Raw genomic sequence first — 17285 nt, forward strand, 5'->3', positions numbered from 1 at the left:
CCCCAGACTATCCATCGGCTGGGCGACCTTCCAGCAACTGATGTACACGCAATCTGTTCCTGGAGGAATTCGATGAATACATGGTTTGGCAACATCAGCGTCAACTTGAAACTGGGCCTGGGCTTCGGCCTGGTGCTCGTGCTCACCTCGATCCTCGCACTCACCGGCTGGACCAGCCTGGGCAGCCTGATCGACCGCAGCAACTGGATGAGCGATATCACCCAGCTCAATTCATCGCTGACCAAACTGCGCATCGTGCGCCTGCAGTACATGCTCGCCAACGGCGACGAAGCCGTGGCGCAGAATGTGCAGACCACCCTCGACAGTTTTGCCGCGCAGCAGCAACAGTTGGTCAACAGCTTCAAGAGCCCGGAAAACCTCAAGCTGCTCAACGAGCAGAAAGACACCATCACCGCCTACCGGCAGTCGCTGAACAAAATGCGCGAGGCCTACCGCAACGGGAACGCCGCACGCCAGACCATGGGCGAACGCGCCGACGCAGCCGGCCTGGTGATTGCAGCCCTGGACCGCAGCGTGCGGCAGATGCCTGAAAGCAGTGAGCGCTTCGCCCAGTACGAAGCCGTCAACCACGCCAAGGAAGAGTTCCAGGTGGCGCGCTATGAAGTGCGCGGCTACACCGGCAACGTCAACCCAGACACCGAAGCCCGTGCAGAAGCGCAAATCGAATCGGCGATCAATGGCCTCAAAGGCTTGAAGAACGTGTTCGGTGAAGCCCAGCAAACCGAGCTGACCGCCCTGGAAAACGCCCTGGGCGCCTACCGCACTGCGCTGCAGGCGTATAAAGCCGCCAACGCCAATATCGTTCTCGCCCGCCAGGAAATGACTGTGCAGGGCGCCGATATCGTGTCGCGCAGCGAAGCGCTGTATGACATCCAACTGCAACGCCGCGACGCCGAAAGCGTCCAGGCCCGCAGCCTGCAACTGATCAGCACCGTGCTCGCGCTGTTGGTGGGGATTATCGCCGCGCTGGTCATCACCCGGCAGATCACCCGCCCGCTGCAGGAAACCCTGGCAGTGGTCGAGCGCATCGCTTCCGGCGACCTGAGCCACAACATCCAGGTGACCCGTCGGGATGAGCTGGGCGTGCTGCAACAAGGCATCCAGCGCATGGGCAGCACCTTGCGCGAGCTGATCTCCGGTATCCGCGACGGCGTCACGCAGATCGCCAGCGCTGCCGAAGAGCTGTCGGCCGTGACCGAGCAGACCAGCGCCGGGGTCAACAGCCAGAAGATCGAGACCGATCAAGTGGCCACCGCGATGCATGAGATGACCGCCACCGTGCAGGAAGTGGCGCGCAACGCCGAACAGGCTTCCCAGGCCGCATCCACCGCCGATGGCCAGGCCCGCGAAGGCGACAAGGTGGTGGCCGAAGCCATCGCCCAGATCGAACGCCTGGCCGACGAAGTGGCGCGTTCCACCGACGCCATGGCGCACCTGCAACAAGAGAGCAACAAGATCGGCAGTGTGATGGACGTGATCAAGGCCGTGGCCGAACAGACCAACCTGCTGGCGCTCAACGCCGCCATCGAAGCCGCACGTGCCGGTGAAGCCGGCCGTGGGTTTGCCGTGGTCGCCGACGAGGTCCGCGGCCTGGCCCAGCGCACGCAGAAGTCCACCGAAGAAATCGAAGGCCTGGTCGCCGGTTTGCAGAACGGCACCCAGCAAGTGGCCACGGTGATGAACAACAGCCGCAGCCTGACCGACAGCAGCGTCGAACTGACCCGCAAGGCCGGCGTCTCCCTGGAGAACATCACCCGTACGGTGTCGAACATCCAGTCGATGAACCAACAGATCGCCGCCGCCGCCGAACAGCAAAGCGCCGTGGCCGAAGAAATCAGCCGCAGCATCGTCAATGTGCGTGATGTGTCGGAGCAGACCGCAACGGCCAGCGACGAGACCGCCAAGTCCAGCGTCGAACTGGCACGACTGGGCAGCCAGTTGCAGCAGATGGTCAGCCATTTCCGGGTGTAAACAAAAAGCCGCCCCGGCCGAAACCGGGGCGGCTCCACTTCTCAGGCCTTGACGGTCATCGAAGCTGTCTCGCAGGAATCGCCAGACGTGATAAACACGCAGGCCATTCACTACGAGGTGTGACAAACAGCGGCTGATGCCCCTGCCATTTGTCGATCAGGCCTGGCCTTCCTCGACAAACACCAGCCGATTACCAAACGGGTCCTTGATGCTCATCTCCCGCGAGCCCCAGGGTGTTTCCTCGACGCCCGGCTTGGCAAAGCGATAATTCTTGGCCTGCAATTGCTGCTGGAACCCATCCACCCCTGGTGCCTGGATCCGCACCGCCGCGCCCGGCGAGGCGTCGCCATGGTGCTCGGATAGATGCAGCACGCACTCGCCCAGCGACACTTGCAGGTACAACGGAAAATTCGCTTCGAACCGATGCTGCCAATCCACCTTGAATCCCAGGAAGTCGACGTAGAACTCCAGCGCCTTGGCCTCGTCGAAAATCCGCAGGATGGGGGTGACTTTTCCTAACTGCATAAGGCTCTCCAAATCCACAAAACGTCCTGTTGTCAGGCCACCACCCTACCCCAAGGCGAGCGTGCTGTGAACGCCAGTCGAGGCTGGATTCAACCGTGGGCCTTGCCGGCGGTGCCATAGCGCTGCGCCGAAAAGAAATCGCTGGCGACCGCCTCGGTGAGGGTCATGGAGGACTCGGGCGTGCCGCTGTGCGCCCAGCCGGTCACCGCGCCACTGCTGTGCGTGCTGTTGGCGGACGAGAATTTATGCAGGTAGACCTTGTCAGGGTCGATCCATTGATGGGTCAGGTTCCAGACTTTTTCCTGGATCCAGCCTTTGATCGTATCCCGGGGAAAAGGAAAGGTGGCCAGCGTGTTGGCGGCTGGCACATTAGCTTCGCCCGTATGGTCACCGACGCGCACCGAGGCAGTGAAGATGGATGGGTTACCGAAATGACTGACGCTATCATATTGATTGTGCATACAGGCTCTCCGTAAGAAGTCCCGTCCATCTTAGATAGCGCTCCCACAGCCACAACCTGCGTTTTGTAAGCCCTCATTGAGCACAATCTGACACACCTTATGGCCTGTCACACCTGGGCAAAACCCCGCCGCAAATCACCACTGCGCGCCAGGAAGCGCCCCGCCCGCTGGCCGTTCGCTTGCCCGTCGCAGTAGCTCAACACACCATTGACCCACACCCCATCAATGCCCTCGGCGGCACGTTGCGGGTCCTTGAAGTCCGCCACATCCCTTATCCGCAACGGGTCGAACAGCACCAGGTCGGCCCAATGCCCCTCGCGGATTTCCCCGCGCTCGGCCAGGCCAAAGCGCGCGGCCGACAAGCCGGTCATTTTGTGTACCGCTGTGTGCAGCGGGAAAAGTCCCAGGTCACGACTGAAATGTCCGAGTACCCGCGGGAATGCGCCCCACAAGCGCGGATGGGGGAACGGGTCTTCCGGCAAGCCGTCGGAGCCCACCATCGACAGCGGATGGGCAAGGATGCGTTGCACATCGGCCTCATCCATTCCGTAGTACACCGCCCCCGCCGGTTGCAGGCGACGGGCAGCGTCCAGCAGGGATACACCCCACTCGGCGGCGATGTCCTGCAAGTCACGCCCGCCCACTTCCGGGTGCGGCGTGGACCAGGTGATGGTGATGCGGAAGGCATCGGTGACTTGCTTGAGGTCCAGGGTCGAGGAACTGGCGGCATAGGGATAACAATCGCAGCCCACCGGATGGGTCTTCGCCGCCTGCTCCAGGGACGCCAGCAATTGCGGGCTGCGCCCCCAGTTGCCGGCGCCGGCACATTTGAGGTGGGAAATAATCACCGGTGCCTGGGCATGACGGCCGATCAGAAACGCCTCGTCCATGGCCTCCAGCACCGGCTCGAATTCACTGCGCAGATGGGTGGTGTACACCGCGCCAAACGCCGTCAGTTCTTCACTCAATTGCAGCACTTCGTCGGTGTCGGCGTTGAACGCGCTGGCGTAGGCCAGGCCGGTGGACAAGCCGAGGGCGCCCGCTTCGAGGCTTTCCTGCAGTTGCTCGCGCATCGCCGCGATTTCGGTGGCAGTGGCGGTGCGGTGCAGGTCGTCCATATGGTTGCTGCGCAAAGCGGTATGGCCAATCAATGCCGCGACGTTGAGGGCCGGGTGAGCGTTTTCCACCGCCGCGCGGTAATCGAGGAAACGCGGATAGGCAAACGCCTCGGCATTGCCCAGCAGGTTCATCGGGTCTGGCGGATCGCCACGCAGGCTGACCGGCGAGGCGCTGATGCCGCAGTTGCCGACGATCACCGTGGTCACGCCCTGGCTGAGCTTGGGCAGCATCTGCGGCTGGCGGATCACCACCGTGTCATCGTGGGTGTGGACGTCGATAAAACCCGGCGCCAGTACACGGCCACCGGCTTGGATCTCATGCTCGCCCTGGGCCGCCGACAAGTCGCCGATCTTCTCGATACGCCCCGCGCGCAGCCCCACGTCAGCGAGATACCCCGGCGTGTTGCTGCCATCAATGATCAGCGCCTGGCGAATCAGCGTGTGGTACTTCATCTCAATCTCCCAGCGGCAGGCTGTCAGGGCCGCCGCGATAGTCGTCCAGGGCCAGCTTGATCCGGCGCAGGCGTTCCTGGTTGTCGTCCGGCATGACCAGGGCCAGTTCAGTGGCGAGCAAATCAATGGCCAGCAGCATGCCGTAGCGCGCCGCCGTGGGCTTGTAGATAAAACTGGTTTCGGCCGGTTGCAGCGGCAGCAGCACGTCGGCCAACTGCGCCAGCGGCGAGTCGGCCAGGGTGATGGCGACAATCCGTGCGCCATAGTTGCGGGCCAGTTCCACCACGCCCAGCAACTCGGGCGTGAGGCCGGTCAGGGAGCAGACAATCAGGGCGTGCTCGGCACTCAATGTGGCGGCCGTGACCCGCATCATCACCGGATCGCGGCAGGCGGCAATCGGATAGCCCAGGCGCACCAGCCGCACCTGCAACTCTTCGCTGCACAGGCTCGAGGGGCCGCCCATGCCAAAGGCGTGGATCATCCGCGCCTTGCCCAGCAGGTTCACCGCATCGACAAAATCGGCCTGGTTGAAGCCGGACAGGTGCTGGCGCAGCGTCCCTTCGATATCGCCGAGGATCTGCCGATGAAACGCCGACTGCTCGGGCAACCCCGCCGGGTCGAGGAAGCGACTGCCCACACCGCTGGCCTGGGCCAGTTGCAGGCGCAGGTCGCGCAAATCACGGCAGCCGACGCTGCGGGCAAAGCGCGACAAGGTCGCGGTGCTGACCTCGGCCCGCTGGGACAACTCTTCCAGGCTGGCGGATGCGGCAAAACCCACATCATCGAGCATCAGCCGGGCGATACGCCCTTCGCCAGCGCTGAAGGAATCCTGGCGGGCGCGGATCTGGTAGAGGATGTCCATGGGGTCTCCGGGTTACAGGATGAGGCTCATAAAACAAGAGACAGGCCGTAGGTCAGACCGAAGGCGACCAGCGAAATCAAAGTCTCCAGTACGGTCCAAGTCTTGAAGGTCTGGATCACCGTCATATTGAAGTATTCCTTGATCAGCCAGAAGCCGCCGTCGTTGACGTGGGAAAAGATCACCGAACCGGCACCGGTCGCCAGCACCAGCAATTCCGGGTGTGGATAACCCAGGCCCAGGGCCACCGGGGCGACAACGCCCGACGCGGTGGTCATGGCCACGGTGGCCGAGCCGGTGGCGATGCGCATCAGCGCGGCAAACAACCAGCCCATCACCAGTGGCGACAGGTTGAAGGCGTTGGCCATGCCGAGGATTTCATGGGTCACGCCGGCGTCCACCAGGATCCGGTTCAAGCCGCCGCCCGCGCCCACCAGCAGGGTGATGCTGGCGGTGGGCGCCAGGCACTCGTTGGTGAACTTGAGGATCGACTCGCGGTTGAAGCCCTGGGCCAGGCCCAGGGTCCAGAAGCTGACCAGGGTCGCCAACAGCAAGGCGATCACCGAGTTCCCGATAAACAACAGGAACTGGTTGAAGCCGCTGCCGGGCGTGGAGATCAGGTTGGCCCAACCACCGATCATCATCAGCACCACTGGCAACAGGATGGTGCCCATGGTCAGGCCGAAGCTCGGCAGGCGGGTGCGCGGTTCGCGCTCGATAAACTGGCGTTCCAGCGGGTTTTCGGCGGGCAGGTGGATGCGCGGCACGATGAACTTGGCGTACACCGGGCCGGCGATGATCGCGGTGGGGATGCCGATCAAAATCGCATACAACACGGTTTGCCCGACCGAGGCGTTATACGCCAGCACCGCCATCATTGCCGCCGGGTGTGGCGGCACCAGGGCATGCACCACCGACAGACCGGCGACCATCGGCAAACCGACCATCAGGATCGACACGCCCACGCGCCGGGCCACGGTAAAGGCAATCGGCACCAGCAATACAAAACCGACCTCGAAAAACAGCGGCAGCCCCACCAGGAAGGCAATGCACACCATGGCCCAGTGGGCATTGCGCTCGCCGAAACGGTTGATCAGGGTGCGCGCCACCTGCTCGGCGCCGCCGGACTCGGCCATCATCTTGCCGAGCATGGTGCCCAGGGCCACCACCAGCGCGATATGCCCCAGGGTCTTGCCGACCCCCGCCTCGTAGGAACCCATGATCGTATCCGCCGGCATCCCGGCCAGCAGCGCCAGGCCGATGGACACCAGGGTGATGACGATAAACGGGTTGAGCCGGTAACGTGCAATCAGCACGATCAATGCAATGATGGCGATGGCAGCGTATGCCAACAGCCAGACGCCCGGTGATGCGGCCATGCGGTACTCCTCGGAAAGGGTCACGTCGAATTGGTTGTGAAACTCATAAATCATTACCGAGGAGCATTTTCAAATTTTATGAAAGTAATTTTCGCCCACAGATAAGCGCTGTCGCTTTGGGACATGCCCGCAGACTCAGGATGAAAATCAGGGGATCGTTCTTACATGCAGGCCGGGCCCAATGCGGGAAACTCAACGGCCACTGTCCGGTCTCAGATTGCACACCGAATCATCTTCAGGAAGCCCGTCATGAACCGTAGAACCCTTGCCCTCAGCGCGTTACTGCTGGCCTTGTCCGGCACCGCTACGGCCGCCGACAGCAGCCCGGCCTTGCAAAAGTGCCTGGACGCCGCCAACACCACGGCCGCGATGGTCGGCTGCAACGCCCAGGAAACCAAGGTGCAGGACAAGCGCCTGAACAGCGCCTACCAAACCGCACTGCAGGCCCAGCAAGGCCCACGCAGGCAGCAACTGCAAGATGTACAGCGCCTGTGGATCAAATACCGGGATGCCAATTGCGCCTTCGCCGGCTCCGCGACCGGCGGCAGCATTGATCAAGTCAACGGCTCGGGTTGTGTGCTGGACATGACCCAGACCCGCGCCGATGAACTGGAAAACCTCGTCGGCCCATAACCCCCCTCGCCTACACCTGCAGGATCAGTCGTGCTGCACCCGCGCGCGCTTGAGCAGCTTCTTGCAGCGCTCCGACAAATGCAGCACCCGCAGGTGCTTGCCGGCCTTGCTGTAGCGTTCGCGCAGGGTCATCAACGCAGCAATCGCTGAATAGTCGACAAAACTCAGGTGACGGCAATCCAGCGTTACCTGGGCCGGATCGTTGGCCGGGTCGAACTGGTTCAGAAAGGGTGTGGTCGAGGCAAAGAACAGGGTGCCGTGCAGCCGGTAGAGCTTGCTGCCATCGGCCTCCAGATGTTCATCGGCGTACAACTCCCGCGCCTGCTGCCAGGCAAAGTTGAGCGCGGCAATCACAATCCCGCACAGCACTGCCGTGGCCAGGTCGGTGAACACCGTGATCACCGTCACCGCGATGATCACCAACACGTCATTGAGCGGCACTTTGTTGATCACCCGCAGCGACGCCCAGGCAAACGTCTGCTGGGACACCACAAACATCACCCCCACCAGCGCCGCCAGGGGAATGCGCTCGATCAGCGGCGACAGGAACAAAATAAACAGCAGGATCATCACCCCGGCAAACACCCCGGAGAAACGCCCGCGTCCGCCCGAGCTGAGGTTGATCACCGTCTGCCCGATCATCGCGCAGCCACCCATGCCGCCAAACACCCCACTGACCATATTCGCCGCACCCAGGGCCACGCTTTCGCGGTCGGGGTAACCACGGGTCTCGGTGATTTCGTCGGTGAGGTTGAGGGTCAACAGGGTTTCCAGCAGCCCGACCATGGCCATCAGGAAAGCGTAAGGCGCGATGATGCCCAGGGTTTCCAGGGTCCAGGGGATCTGCGGCAGGGCAAAAGTCGGCAGGCCGCCGGCGATATGGGCCATATCGCCCAGCGTGCGGGTGGGCAAGCCCAGCAGGTACACCGCCAGCCCCACACCAAGAATCGCCACCAGCGCCGGCGGCACCGCGCGGGTCAGGCGGGGCAGCAGGTAGACGATGGCCATGGTCGCCACCACCAACCCCGTCATCACATACAACGGCGTGCCACTGAGCCAGGTCTCACCGCTCTTGAAATGTTCCAGTTGCGCCAGGGCGATGATGATCGCCAGGCCGTTGACGAAACCGAGCATCACCGGGTGCGGCACCATACGCACCAGCTTGCCCAGGCGCAGCAGGCCGAAGGCAATCATGATCAGGCCGCCGAGCAACACCGTCGCCAGCAGGTACTCCACGCCGTGTTGCACCACCAGCGCGACGATCACCACCGCCATCGACCCCGCCGCCCCCGAGACCATCCCCGGCCGGCCGCCGAACAACGCGGTCAAGGTGCAGATGATAAAGGCGCCATACAGGCCCATCAGCGGGTTGAGGTGGGCCACCAGGGCAAAGGCGATACATTCGGGCAGCAAGGCAAAAGACGTGGTGAGTCCGGCCAGGGCGTCGGCGCGCAGACGAGAGAGCTTCATGGGTTTACCGGGGGCGTTGCGGGAAATGAGGGGGCGATGGTACGGAAAACCACCACACCGGACCAGTAGGAGCCGGTCAACAGGCGTAGCGCGCGAGCTTTTCCTGGATAAAGTCCAAAAAGCACTGGATACGCAGGGCCAACTGCGAGTTGCGGTAGTACACCGCGTTGATCGGTTGGCGATAGCCACTGTTGAACGGTGTCAGGATCGACTGCAGGCGGCCGGCGTTGATGTCTTCGATGGTCATGAAGTGCGACAGGCAGGCAATCCCCTGCCCCTCCAACGCCAGTTGGCGCAGGGTTTCCCCGCTGGACGCAGCAATGCCCGGCTCGATCTGCCAGCGGTCGCCCTGCACATGGCGCAGCGGCCAGTGGTTGAGGGTTTCGGTCTGGGTAAAGCCGAGCAAGGTGTGATTGGCCAGGTCCGCCACTGTGGTTGGCGTGCCGTGCTGCTCAAGGTACGCCGGGCTGGCGAGGATATGCAGCGGGCTGCAGCCCAGGGAGCGGGCATGCAGGGTCGAATCCGCCAGGGCACCGATGCGGATAGCAATGTCGGTGCTCTGTTCCAGCAGGTCGATGATCAGGTCGTTGCTGTTGAGCTCCAGCTGGATATCCGGGTACAGGCGGCGGAACTCGGCGACGTACGGCACGATGGCATGCAGCATGAACGGCGAGGCGGCGTTGATCCGCAAGCGCCCGGACGGGGTTTTCTGCCGTGACGACAGGCGCTCTTCCAGCTCGTCCATCTGCTCCAGGATCAGCTTGGCCTGCTCGAAAAAGTACTTGCCCTCTTCGGTCAGGTCCATGCGCCGCGTGGTGCGGTTGATCAGGGTGGTGTCGAGCTTGGCTTCGAGCCGCGACAAAGTGCGGCTGACCGCCGAAGGCGTCTGCCCGACTTGTTCGGCGGCAGCGGAAATCGAACCGCATTCAATCACGCAGACGAAGATCTGTAGCTCATCGGATCGGGCTTTCAACGTGAATCCTCGTGAATACGGCTGCGTGGATACTAGCCGTATTACAGCGTCAGGTTAAACACCTGGGCCAGATGCTGCTCGTAGCGCAGCACATCAGCCTCGATGGAGGGGCGCTTCATCACGTCCACACACAGGAACGTCGGCAGGCCACTCATACCAAGGAACTGGTTGGCCTTGTGGAACGGGAAGTACACCGCATCCACGCCCTTGGCTTCGAAGAAGTCGCTCGGGTCATCGAATGCTGCCTGTGGTGCATTCCAGGTCAGCGACAACATGTACTGCTTGCCCTGGATCAGGCCGCCGCTGCCGTACTTCTGCGACGCATCGGAACGGGTGCGGCCATCGCTGGCGTACAGGCTGCCGTGGCCTTCGGTGAAGACTTCGTCGATGTACTTCTTGACGATCCATGGGGCGCCCATCCACCAGCCGGGCATCTGGTAGATGATCACGTCGGCCCAGAGGAACTTGGCGACTTCTTCGGCCACGTCGTAGCCGGCGTCGATATGGGTGACTTTCACGTCGAGCCCACCCCGGTCCAGCACGGCCAGCGCCGCATCATGCAGGGTGTTGTTGTAGCGGCCATCGGAGTGGGCGAATTTCTTGCCGCCGTTGAGCAACAGAACTTTTTTCATGGGGTTGTACCTGAAGGTTGAAAATGGATGAGCGCAGGCTACGGGCAACCCCTCGGGTGAGTAAGCCACGGACCGGCAAAACACTTTTGACCTTCAGGCACGAGTGACCATCTGATTATTGCCTCAACCACCTATCAGCAGGTGCCCGCCCAGGGCCGCCATGCCCATAAAAAACACGCGCTTGAACAGCACAGCACTGATGCACTGGCGCAGCTTTTGCCCCAGCCACATGCCCAGCAGCGCCGGCACCAACGCCAGCAGCGAGGCATTCAGTTCGCCGGCCCCGAGGTTGCCGTGCCAGAACAACCCGGCGGCCAGGGCCAGGGTAGACACGCTGAAGGACAGGCCCAGCGCCTGCACCAGTTGGTCACGGTGCAAGCCCAGTGCTTGCAAGTAGGGTACGGCCGGGATCACGAAGACGCCGGTGGCCGAAGTGACGATCCCCGTCAGCAGACCACACAGCGGGCCCAGCCAGCGCTCGCTGCCGACGGGCACGCGCAACGTCGGCAGCAACAGCCCGCATAGCGCATACACCAGCAACGCCCCGCCCAAGGCCCGCACCACCCAGGGACCGCCGTCCATGCCCAGCCACAGCGAACCGAGCCCGGTCCCCAGAAAAATCAGCAGCAGCATGGGCCACAGGCGTTTGCTCAGTGCGCCCAAGTGCCCACCGAAGGTCAGTTGCCAGAGGTTGGTGATGGCCGAAGGGATGATCAGCAGGGCCGCAGCCTGCGCCGGCAACATAGCCAGGCCGAGCAGGCCCATGGCGACGGTGGGCAGGCCCAGGCCAATCACGCCCTTGACGGTGCCGGCCAGCAGGAAGGTGCCGATCACCAGCAGGGTCAGGGCTGGGCCGAGGTCTTGGTAGAACGCGAGGAAGGTTGTCATGGGGGGAGTTTGCGGGTTTGGAGTAGGGTTGGAAATTCGCCATATACTGAGGCAGCCTCTTGTTTTGCGTGAGGCTTAGACCGCTATCGCAGGCAAGCCAGCTCCCACATTCTGAATGTGTTCACCCTTCCAAATGTGGGAGCTGGCTTGCCTGCGATAAGGCCCGTCCAGGCACCCGAGAACCCCAGCCATGCACTTTGACCTGATCGACCTGCGCCTCTACCTGCACATCCTCGATACCGGCAACATCACCGCCGGCGCCGCCCGCGGCCACCTATCCCTGGCCGCCGCCAGTGCGCGCATTCGCGCAATGGAGGCTTCACTGGGCGTCGAGTTCCTGCAGCGCGGCCGCCGTGGCGTGACCCCGACGGCCGCCGGCAACGCCCTGGCCCGCCACGCACGCCTGCTGTTGCAACAGGCCGAACGTCTGCAACAGGAGCTGGCGGAGTACGCCAACGGCGTCAAAGGCCAGGTGCGCCTGCTGTGCAACACCACCGCCCTCAGCGAATACCTGCCGGAGTTGCTGGCGGATTTTCTCTGCACCCACCCCAACCTCGATATCGACCTGCAGGAACTGCCCAGCCTGCGCATCACCCATGCCTTGCGCCAGGGCGCGGCGGACCTGGGGATTATTTCCGATGCAGTGGACAGCCACGGCTTGCAGACCCGGCCATTTCGCGACGACCCGTTGGTGCTGATCCTGCCGACAGGCCACCCACTGACGGCCGGCGCAGTGAGTTTTATCGACAGCCTGCCCTACGACTATGTAGGCCTGGCCGCCGACAGCGCGTTGGCGGTGTACCTGGAGGAACAGGCGCTGCACGCGGGTTTTCGCTTGCAGACCCGGGTGCGGGCCGATGGCTTTGATGGGGTGATGCGCATGGTCGCCCGTGGCGCGGGCCTGGGAATCGTGCCGCTGGCCGCGTTACAGCGCTGGCCCCACACGCAGCCATTCCAGGCCCAGCCCCTGACGGAAGACTGGGCCTGTCGCAGACTGCTGTTGTGCGCGCGTTCGTTCGAGCAATTGCCGGCTTACGCCAAGGCCTTGCTCGATGCCTTGTCCGTGCCTTTGCGGAAAAACACGTAATACACCACCGAGAGAATCAGCAGGAACGGCACGCCAAACACCAGGGTCATCTTGAACGCCTCGGTGAAGTACGTGGTGATCATCACCGCGCCCATCAGCACCAGCCCCAGCAGCGTGCTGTAGGGAAACAGCCGCAGTTGGAAGGACAACTTCGGCCCGCCGTGGCGCTTGCGGTAGCGGCGGAAGAACAGGTGCGTGAGGAAGATCATGAACCAGGTGAAGATCGCGCCAAACATCGAGATGGCCATCATCAAGGTGAAGGAGCTTTCCGGGTACACCACGTTGAGCAGGGTCGCCAAGGCGATGCCCGAACTGGACAGCAACAGGGCATTGAGCGGGATCCCGCTCTTGCTCAGTGCGCCCATGGATTTTGGCGCAAAGCCGGCGCGGGACAGGCTGAACATCATGCGCGTGGTGATGTAGAGCTGGCTGTTCATGGCCGACAGCGCGGCAATCAGGATCACGAAGTTCATCACCCCGGTGGCGCCGGGAATGCCGATGGTCTGCATCACCGTGACAAACGGGCTCTGGCTCTGCCCGGACTGGTTCCACGGCACGATGGCCAGCATCAGCGCCAAGGTCAGCAGGTAGAACACCACCAGCCGCACAATCGTCGCGCGGAAGGCTTTTTTCACCGCCTGCTCCGGGTCAGCCGCTTCACCCGCCGCCACCGCGATCATCTCCACGCTCAGGTAGCTGAAGATCGACACAATCACCGCGATCCACATGCCACTCAGGCCATTGGGGAAAAACCCGCCGTGGGCCGTGTAGTTCTGCACCCCGTAATCCGGGTTGCCAGAGCCGAACACCACATACACCGCAAGGATGATAAAGCCGACAATCGCGCTGATCTTGATCGTCGAAAACCAGTATTCGAAGTTGCCGAAGGTCTTGACGCTGATGGCGTTAAGCACGATCAGCACGCTGGAGAACGAGACGATCCACACCCATTCCGGCACGTTGGCGAACCAGTACTTCATGTACATCGCCACCGCCGTGACCTCGGCGCCCACCGCCAGCACAATCGCCGCCCAATAGGCATAGCGCACCAGGAACCCGGCCAGGGGGCTGATATAGAACTCGGCATAGGCGCCAAAAGAGCCGGAGGTGGAATGGGCCACCGTCATTTCCGCCAGGCAGCCCATCAACAGCAGGGTGATCAACGCGCCGATGGCGTAGCTGACCAGCACGCTGGGCCCGGCATAGCCGATGGCATAGGCGCTGCCCATAAACAGCCCGGTGCCGATGGCGCCACCGATAGCGATCATGCTCATCTGCCCGGAAGTGAGCTGGCGCCGCAGGCCCAGTTCGCGGTTGGTGATTGCTGCAAAGCCGTTGTCTGGCGTGGTCACGTGCGTGCCCCTTTATTATTGTGATTGCACTTTTTTGGCCGATATCCATCTCGATGGGAACACTGTCCCCCTGTGGGAGCGGGCTTGCTCGCGATAGCGGTGGGTCAGTCACCAGATTCTTTGACTGACCCGCCGCTATCGCGAGCAAGCCCGCTCCCACATTGGGTTCGGTGTTTACTCAGGTGACACTGTGGCGCACCTTGAATTGCGGCTGGTCCCAGGATTTCTCATCGAGGATTTCGCCAAGGATTTCTACCGCATCCCACACCTCCGTGAAGCTGGTGTACAGCGGGGTGAAGCCAAAGCGCATGATCTTCGGCTCACGGTAATCACCAATCACGCCACGGGCGATCAGGGCCTGGACAATGGCGTAGCCTTCGGGGTGTTCAAAGCTCACATGACTGCCGCGCTTGGCATGCTCGAGCGGGGTGATCAACGTCAGGTCATGGGCCGCGCAGCGGCTTTGTACCAGCTCGATAAACAGGTCGGTGAGCGCCAGGGATTTGCGGCGCAGGCTGGCCATGTCGGTCTGGGCGAAGATATCCAGCCCGCACTCGACCATCGCCAGCGAGGTGATCGGCTGGGTGCCGCACAGGTAGCGGGTGATGCCCTTGCCGGCCACGTAGTTGGACTCCATGGCGAACTGGCGGCTATGGCCGAACCAGCCCGACAACGGCTGCGTCACCAACTCCACCAGCGCCGGGTTGACCCAGACAAACGCCTGGGAACCCGGGCCGCCGTTGAGGTATTTATAGGTGCAGCCAATGGCGTAGTCGGCGCCGGCCTGGTGCAGGTCAATCGGCACCGCGCCCGCCGAGTGCGCCAAGTCCCAGATCGCCAGCGCGCCGCATTCATGGCTCAGGGCGGTCAGCGCTTGCATGTCGTGCATGTAGCCGGTCTTGTAGTTGACGTGGGTGATCATCACCACGGCGGTGTCCTGGTCGATGGCCGCCGGCAGTTCGTCGGGGCTGTTCACCAGGCGCAGGCTGTAGCCCTGTTGCAACAGCCCCGCCAGGCCTTCGGCGATGTACAGGTCGGTGGGGAAGTTGCTTGCCTCGCTGACAATCACCTTGCGCTGCGGCTGGCGTTGGCGCTGCACGCTCAAGGCGGCGCTGAGCACTTTAAACAGGTTGATCGAGGTGGTATCGGTAATCACCACTTCAGCCTCGCCCGCACCGATCAGCGGCGCCAGGCGGTTACCCAGGCGCTGGGACAGGTCGGCCCAGCCGGCGCTGTTCCAGCTGCGGATCAAACCATTGCCCCACTCCTCGGCAATCACCGCTTGTGCCCGTTCCAGTGCCGCCACCGGACGTGCGCCGAGGGAGTTGCCATCGAGGTAGATCACCCCTTCCGGCAGGGCGAATTGATCGCGCAGGGGCGCCAGCGGGTCTTGGGCGTCGAGGGTCTGGCAATGAGTTCGGCTGGTCATGGAAAGTCCTGTTTTTATAGATGACGATGGACCAAATAATGAACGAAGATTTGCAGAATTTTCGTGCAAAGTGCGCTACAACTGGCTTAATAAGCTGTAGGAAATTCGAATTTAACCTCTAAATACGCGGATTAATTCTAAGCATGATTCTCGACGCCACCGACCTGCGCCTCCTGCATTTCCTGCAACAGGATGGCCGTATCAGCAACCAGGAACTGGCGGAGAAAGTCGCCCTGTCGCCATCCGCCTGCCTGCGCCGCTTGCGCCTGCTGGAGAGTGAGGGGGTGATCAGCGGGTATCGCGCGGTGCTCAATGCCGAGCAATTGGGGATCGAGCTGGAAGCCATCGTCCACCTGTCGTTGCGCCAGGATATGGAGGACTGGCACGAGACCTTTATCAAGAAGGTCCAGGGCTGGCCGGAAGTGGCCAGTGCCTATGTGATCACCGGCGCCAGCAACTACGTGCTGCGGGTGCAGGCGCGCAACCTCAAGCACTTTTCCGACTTTATCGTGAACCACCTCAACCGCACGGCGGGGGTGATGGATATCCGTTCGGAGATCGTGTTGCAGAAGATCAAGGACCGAGATGAGGTGCTGGACCTGGTCGTACGCAAATAGGCAAAGCACTGCTGAACACCTGTGGGCGCTGGCTTTTGTGGGAGCCGGGCTTGCCCGCGATACAGACACCTCGGTTTATCTGCAATACCGAGGCGATACCATCGCAGGCAAGCCAGCTCCCACAAAAGCCCGCGCCCACATTGTTTACTGCGTTCAGTCTTCGAGGGCGCGCACGCGTTGCATGCGTTTTTGCTCGACCGGTGCCACCGCTGGCTGCAACTCGAAGTCAAAGTCGATCTGCGCAAACTTGCCCTCCACGCCAAACTCCCGCGCCAGTTGCGGGTCTTCGCTGAAGCGAATTTCGGCAATCAGCTCATCCCGAGTGGCGTAGGCAAAGTCATCATGCAGGTACGGATCATCCGACAGGTTGATCTGCGTGGTCAGGTGCCGATGCCCCGGTGCCGAGATAAAGAAGTGGATATGCGCCGGCCGCTGGCCGTGACGCCCCAGTTGATCGAGCAACTGCTGGGTCGGGCCGGTCGGTGGGCAGCCGTAGCCAGACGGCACGATGCTACGGAAACGATAATTGCCCTGGGCGTCGGTCTCGATCCGGCGACGCAGGTTGAACTCCGATTGCGATGGGTCGAACCAGGAGTAAGTGCCGCCGGTATTGGCCTGCCACACATCCACAATCGCCCCCGCCAGCGGCTTGCCGTTGATGTCGCGCACTTGCCCGCGCATAAACAGCGGCACGGCCGCATCCAGGCCATCGTCCAGGCGTGCTTCGTATTTGGACAGCGGCGCACCCGCCACGTACAGCGGCCCTTCGATGGTGCGCGGGGTGCCGCCGGATTTGCCGGCTTCCTCGTCGGCGGCGTCCATCAACAGGTCCAGGTAATGCTCCAGGCCCAGGCCTGCGGCCAGCAGCCCGGCTTCCTGGTTTTTGCCCAGTTCGTTGAGGTAGTTGACCGCCTTCCAGAACTCTTCCGGGGTCACTTCCAGGTCTTCGATGATATTCACCGTATCGCGCAGGATCCGGTAGATCAGCGCCTTGGCCCGTGGGTTGCCGGCGTCATTGAGGTTGCCGCTGGCTTCTTCGAGGAAGCGCTGGGCGTGGGCAGTCTGGGACAGTCGAATGGACATGGTGCAATCCTCATCTTGTAATTATTAGGGGGCTAGACAGGCTCAGCGATCATCCTCATGGATCGACGACGGATGCCGGCACAGGGCATTCACTTCAATAGCCATGTAGGGATAGAGCGGCAGTTGCATCAGCAGGTCATGCAGTTCCTGCACGCTGTCGACATCGAACACGCTGTAGTTGGCGTACAGCCCGGCGATGCGCCACAGGTGGCGCCACTTTCCTTGCGCCTGCAGGCGTTGGGCCAGGGCTTTTTCGTCGGCCTTGAGGGCCGCTGCGCGCTCGGGGTTCATATCGACAGGCAGGTTTACGGTCATTTTTACGTGGAACAACATC

17 protein-coding genes are annotated in these 17285 nt (G+C 62.3%); 4 read left to right on the plus strand and 13 right to left on the minus strand.

Annotation, left to right across the window (positions count from 1 at the left end; translation table 11 throughout):
* The first annotated feature begins 72 nt into the window (after positions 1–72).
* Positions 73–1992, plus strand: a complete 1920-nt coding sequence (locus HBR93_RS20850) for a methyl-accepting chemotaxis protein (protein WP_169960988.1) — start codon at positions 73–75, stop codon at positions 1990–1992.
* Positions 1993–2148: 156 nt separating this feature from the next.
* Here HBR93_RS20850 and HBR93_RS20855 read toward each other — a convergent pair whose 3' ends face one another.
* The 5 genes from HBR93_RS20855 to HBR93_RS20875 all read right to left on the minus strand — a co-directional run bounded on the left by HBR93_RS20855 (position 2149) and on the right by HBR93_RS20875 (position 6841).
* Positions 2149–2517, minus strand: a complete 369-nt coding sequence (locus tag HBR93_RS20855) for a glyoxalase superfamily protein (RefSeq protein ID WP_057960612.1) — start codon at positions 2515–2517, stop codon at positions 2149–2151.
* An 89-nt stretch (positions 2518–2606) separates the two neighbouring features.
* Positions 2607–2978 (minus strand): DUF6543 domain-containing protein, encoded by a 372-nt coding sequence (locus HBR93_RS20860; protein WP_120731516.1) that lies wholly within the window; start codon positions 2976–2978, stop codon positions 2607–2609.
* 107 nt (positions 2979–3085) lie between these two features.
* Positions 3086–4549 carry a D-aminoacylase gene (locus HBR93_RS20865; RefSeq protein ID WP_169960989.1) on the minus strand — a complete coding sequence of 488 codons (1464 nt, stop codon included), beginning with the start codon at positions 4547–4549 and terminating at the stop codon, positions 3086–3088.
* Between the two features lies 1 nt (position 4550).
* Positions 4551–5411 carry a MurR/RpiR family transcriptional regulator gene (locus tag HBR93_RS20870; protein ID WP_115127338.1) on the minus strand — a complete coding sequence of 287 codons (861 nt, stop codon included), beginning with the start codon at positions 5409–5411 and terminating at the stop codon, positions 4551–4553.
* A 26-nt stretch (positions 5412–5437) separates the two neighbouring features.
* A complete protein-coding gene (locus HBR93_RS20875) occupies positions 5438–6841 on the minus strand; it encodes a gluconate:H+ symporter (RefSeq protein WP_057440211.1) in 1404 nt (467 codons plus the stop codon).
* A 195-nt stretch (positions 6842–7036) separates the two neighbouring features.
* Here HBR93_RS20875 and HBR93_RS20880 point away from each other — a divergent pair, with 195 nt between their 5' ends.
* Positions 7037–7420 carry a lysozyme inhibitor LprI family protein gene (locus HBR93_RS20880; RefSeq protein ID WP_169960990.1) on the plus strand — a complete coding sequence of 128 codons (384 nt, stop codon included), beginning with the start codon at positions 7037–7039 and terminating at the stop codon, positions 7418–7420.
* Positions 7421–7444: 24 nt separating this feature from the next.
* Here the strand turns inward: HBR93_RS20880 and HBR93_RS20885 are convergent, their stop codons facing one another.
* The 4 genes from HBR93_RS20885 to HBR93_RS20900 all read right to left on the minus strand — a co-directional run bounded on the left by HBR93_RS20885 (position 7445) and on the right by HBR93_RS20900 (position 11383).
* Positions 7445–8890: a SulP family inorganic anion transporter gene (locus tag HBR93_RS20885; RefSeq protein ID WP_057960617.1), complete on the minus strand. Its 1446-nt coding sequence runs from the start codon at positions 8888–8890 to the stop codon at positions 7445–7447.
* A 76-nt stretch (positions 8891–8966) separates the two neighbouring features.
* Positions 8967–9863 (minus strand): LysR family transcriptional regulator, encoded by an 897-nt coding sequence (locus HBR93_RS20890; RefSeq protein ID WP_169960991.1) that lies wholly within the window; start codon positions 9861–9863, stop codon positions 8967–8969.
* A 41-nt stretch (positions 9864–9904) separates the two neighbouring features.
* A complete protein-coding gene (locus HBR93_RS20895) occupies positions 9905–10495 on the minus strand; it encodes an NAD(P)H-dependent oxidoreductase (RefSeq protein ID WP_115127335.1) in 591 nt (196 codons plus the stop codon).
* Between the two features lie 123 nt (positions 10496–10618).
* Positions 10619–11383, minus strand: a complete 765-nt coding sequence (locus HBR93_RS20900; RefSeq protein WP_169960992.1) for a sulfite exporter TauE/SafE family protein — start codon at positions 11381–11383, stop codon at positions 10619–10621.
* 190 nt (positions 11384–11573) lie between these two features.
* Here HBR93_RS20900 and HBR93_RS20905 point away from each other — a divergent pair, with 190 nt between their 5' ends.
* Positions 11574–12470 (plus strand): LysR substrate-binding domain-containing protein, encoded by an 897-nt coding sequence (locus HBR93_RS20905; protein ID WP_169960993.1) that lies wholly within the window; start codon positions 11574–11576, stop codon positions 12468–12470.
* On the opposite strand, the gene HBR93_RS20910 is transcribed toward HBR93_RS20905, so the two are convergent.
* Together HBR93_RS20910 and kynU are read right to left on the minus strand one after the other, a co-directional pair.
* Positions 12416–13822, minus strand: a complete 1407-nt coding sequence (locus tag HBR93_RS20910) for an amino acid permease (RefSeq protein WP_057439312.1) — start codon at positions 13820–13822, stop codon at positions 12416–12418. The two genes, HBR93_RS20905 and HBR93_RS20910, sit on opposite strands and share 55 nt — an antisense overlap.
* Positions 13823–14000: 178 nt before the next feature.
* On the minus strand, positions 14001–15251 hold the full coding sequence (gene kynU, locus HBR93_RS20915; RefSeq protein ID WP_169960994.1) for a kynureninase: 1251 nt from the start codon (positions 15249–15251) through the stop codon (positions 14001–14003).
* A gap of 143 nt (positions 15252–15394) precedes the next feature.
* Here kynU and HBR93_RS20920 point away from each other — a divergent pair, with 143 nt between their 5' ends.
* Positions 15395–15868 (plus strand): Lrp/AsnC family transcriptional regulator, encoded by a 474-nt coding sequence (locus HBR93_RS20920; RefSeq protein WP_029299899.1) that lies wholly within the window; start codon positions 15395–15397, stop codon positions 15866–15868.
* A 153-nt stretch (positions 15869–16021) separates the two neighbouring features.
* Here HBR93_RS20920 and catA read toward each other — a convergent pair whose 3' ends face one another.
* Together catA and catC are read right to left on the minus strand one after the other, a co-directional pair.
* Complete coding sequence (catA, locus tag HBR93_RS20925) at positions 16022–16951, minus strand: catechol 1,2-dioxygenase (protein WP_057439314.1); 930 nt, start codon at positions 16949–16951, stop codon at positions 16022–16024.
* Positions 16952–16993: 42 nt separating this feature from the next.
* Positions 16994–17284, minus strand: coding sequence for a muconolactone Delta-isomerase (catC, locus tag HBR93_RS20930; protein ID WP_029299901.1), 291 nt, complete (start codon positions 17282–17284; stop codon positions 16994–16996).
* Between the last annotated feature and the right edge of the window lies 1 nt (position 17285).

This window comes from Pseudomonas sp. WS 5411, from assembly GCF_012985595.1.
GTDB lineage: Bacteria > Pseudomonadota > Gammaproteobacteria > Pseudomonadales > Pseudomonadaceae > Aquipseudomonas > Aquipseudomonas shahriarae.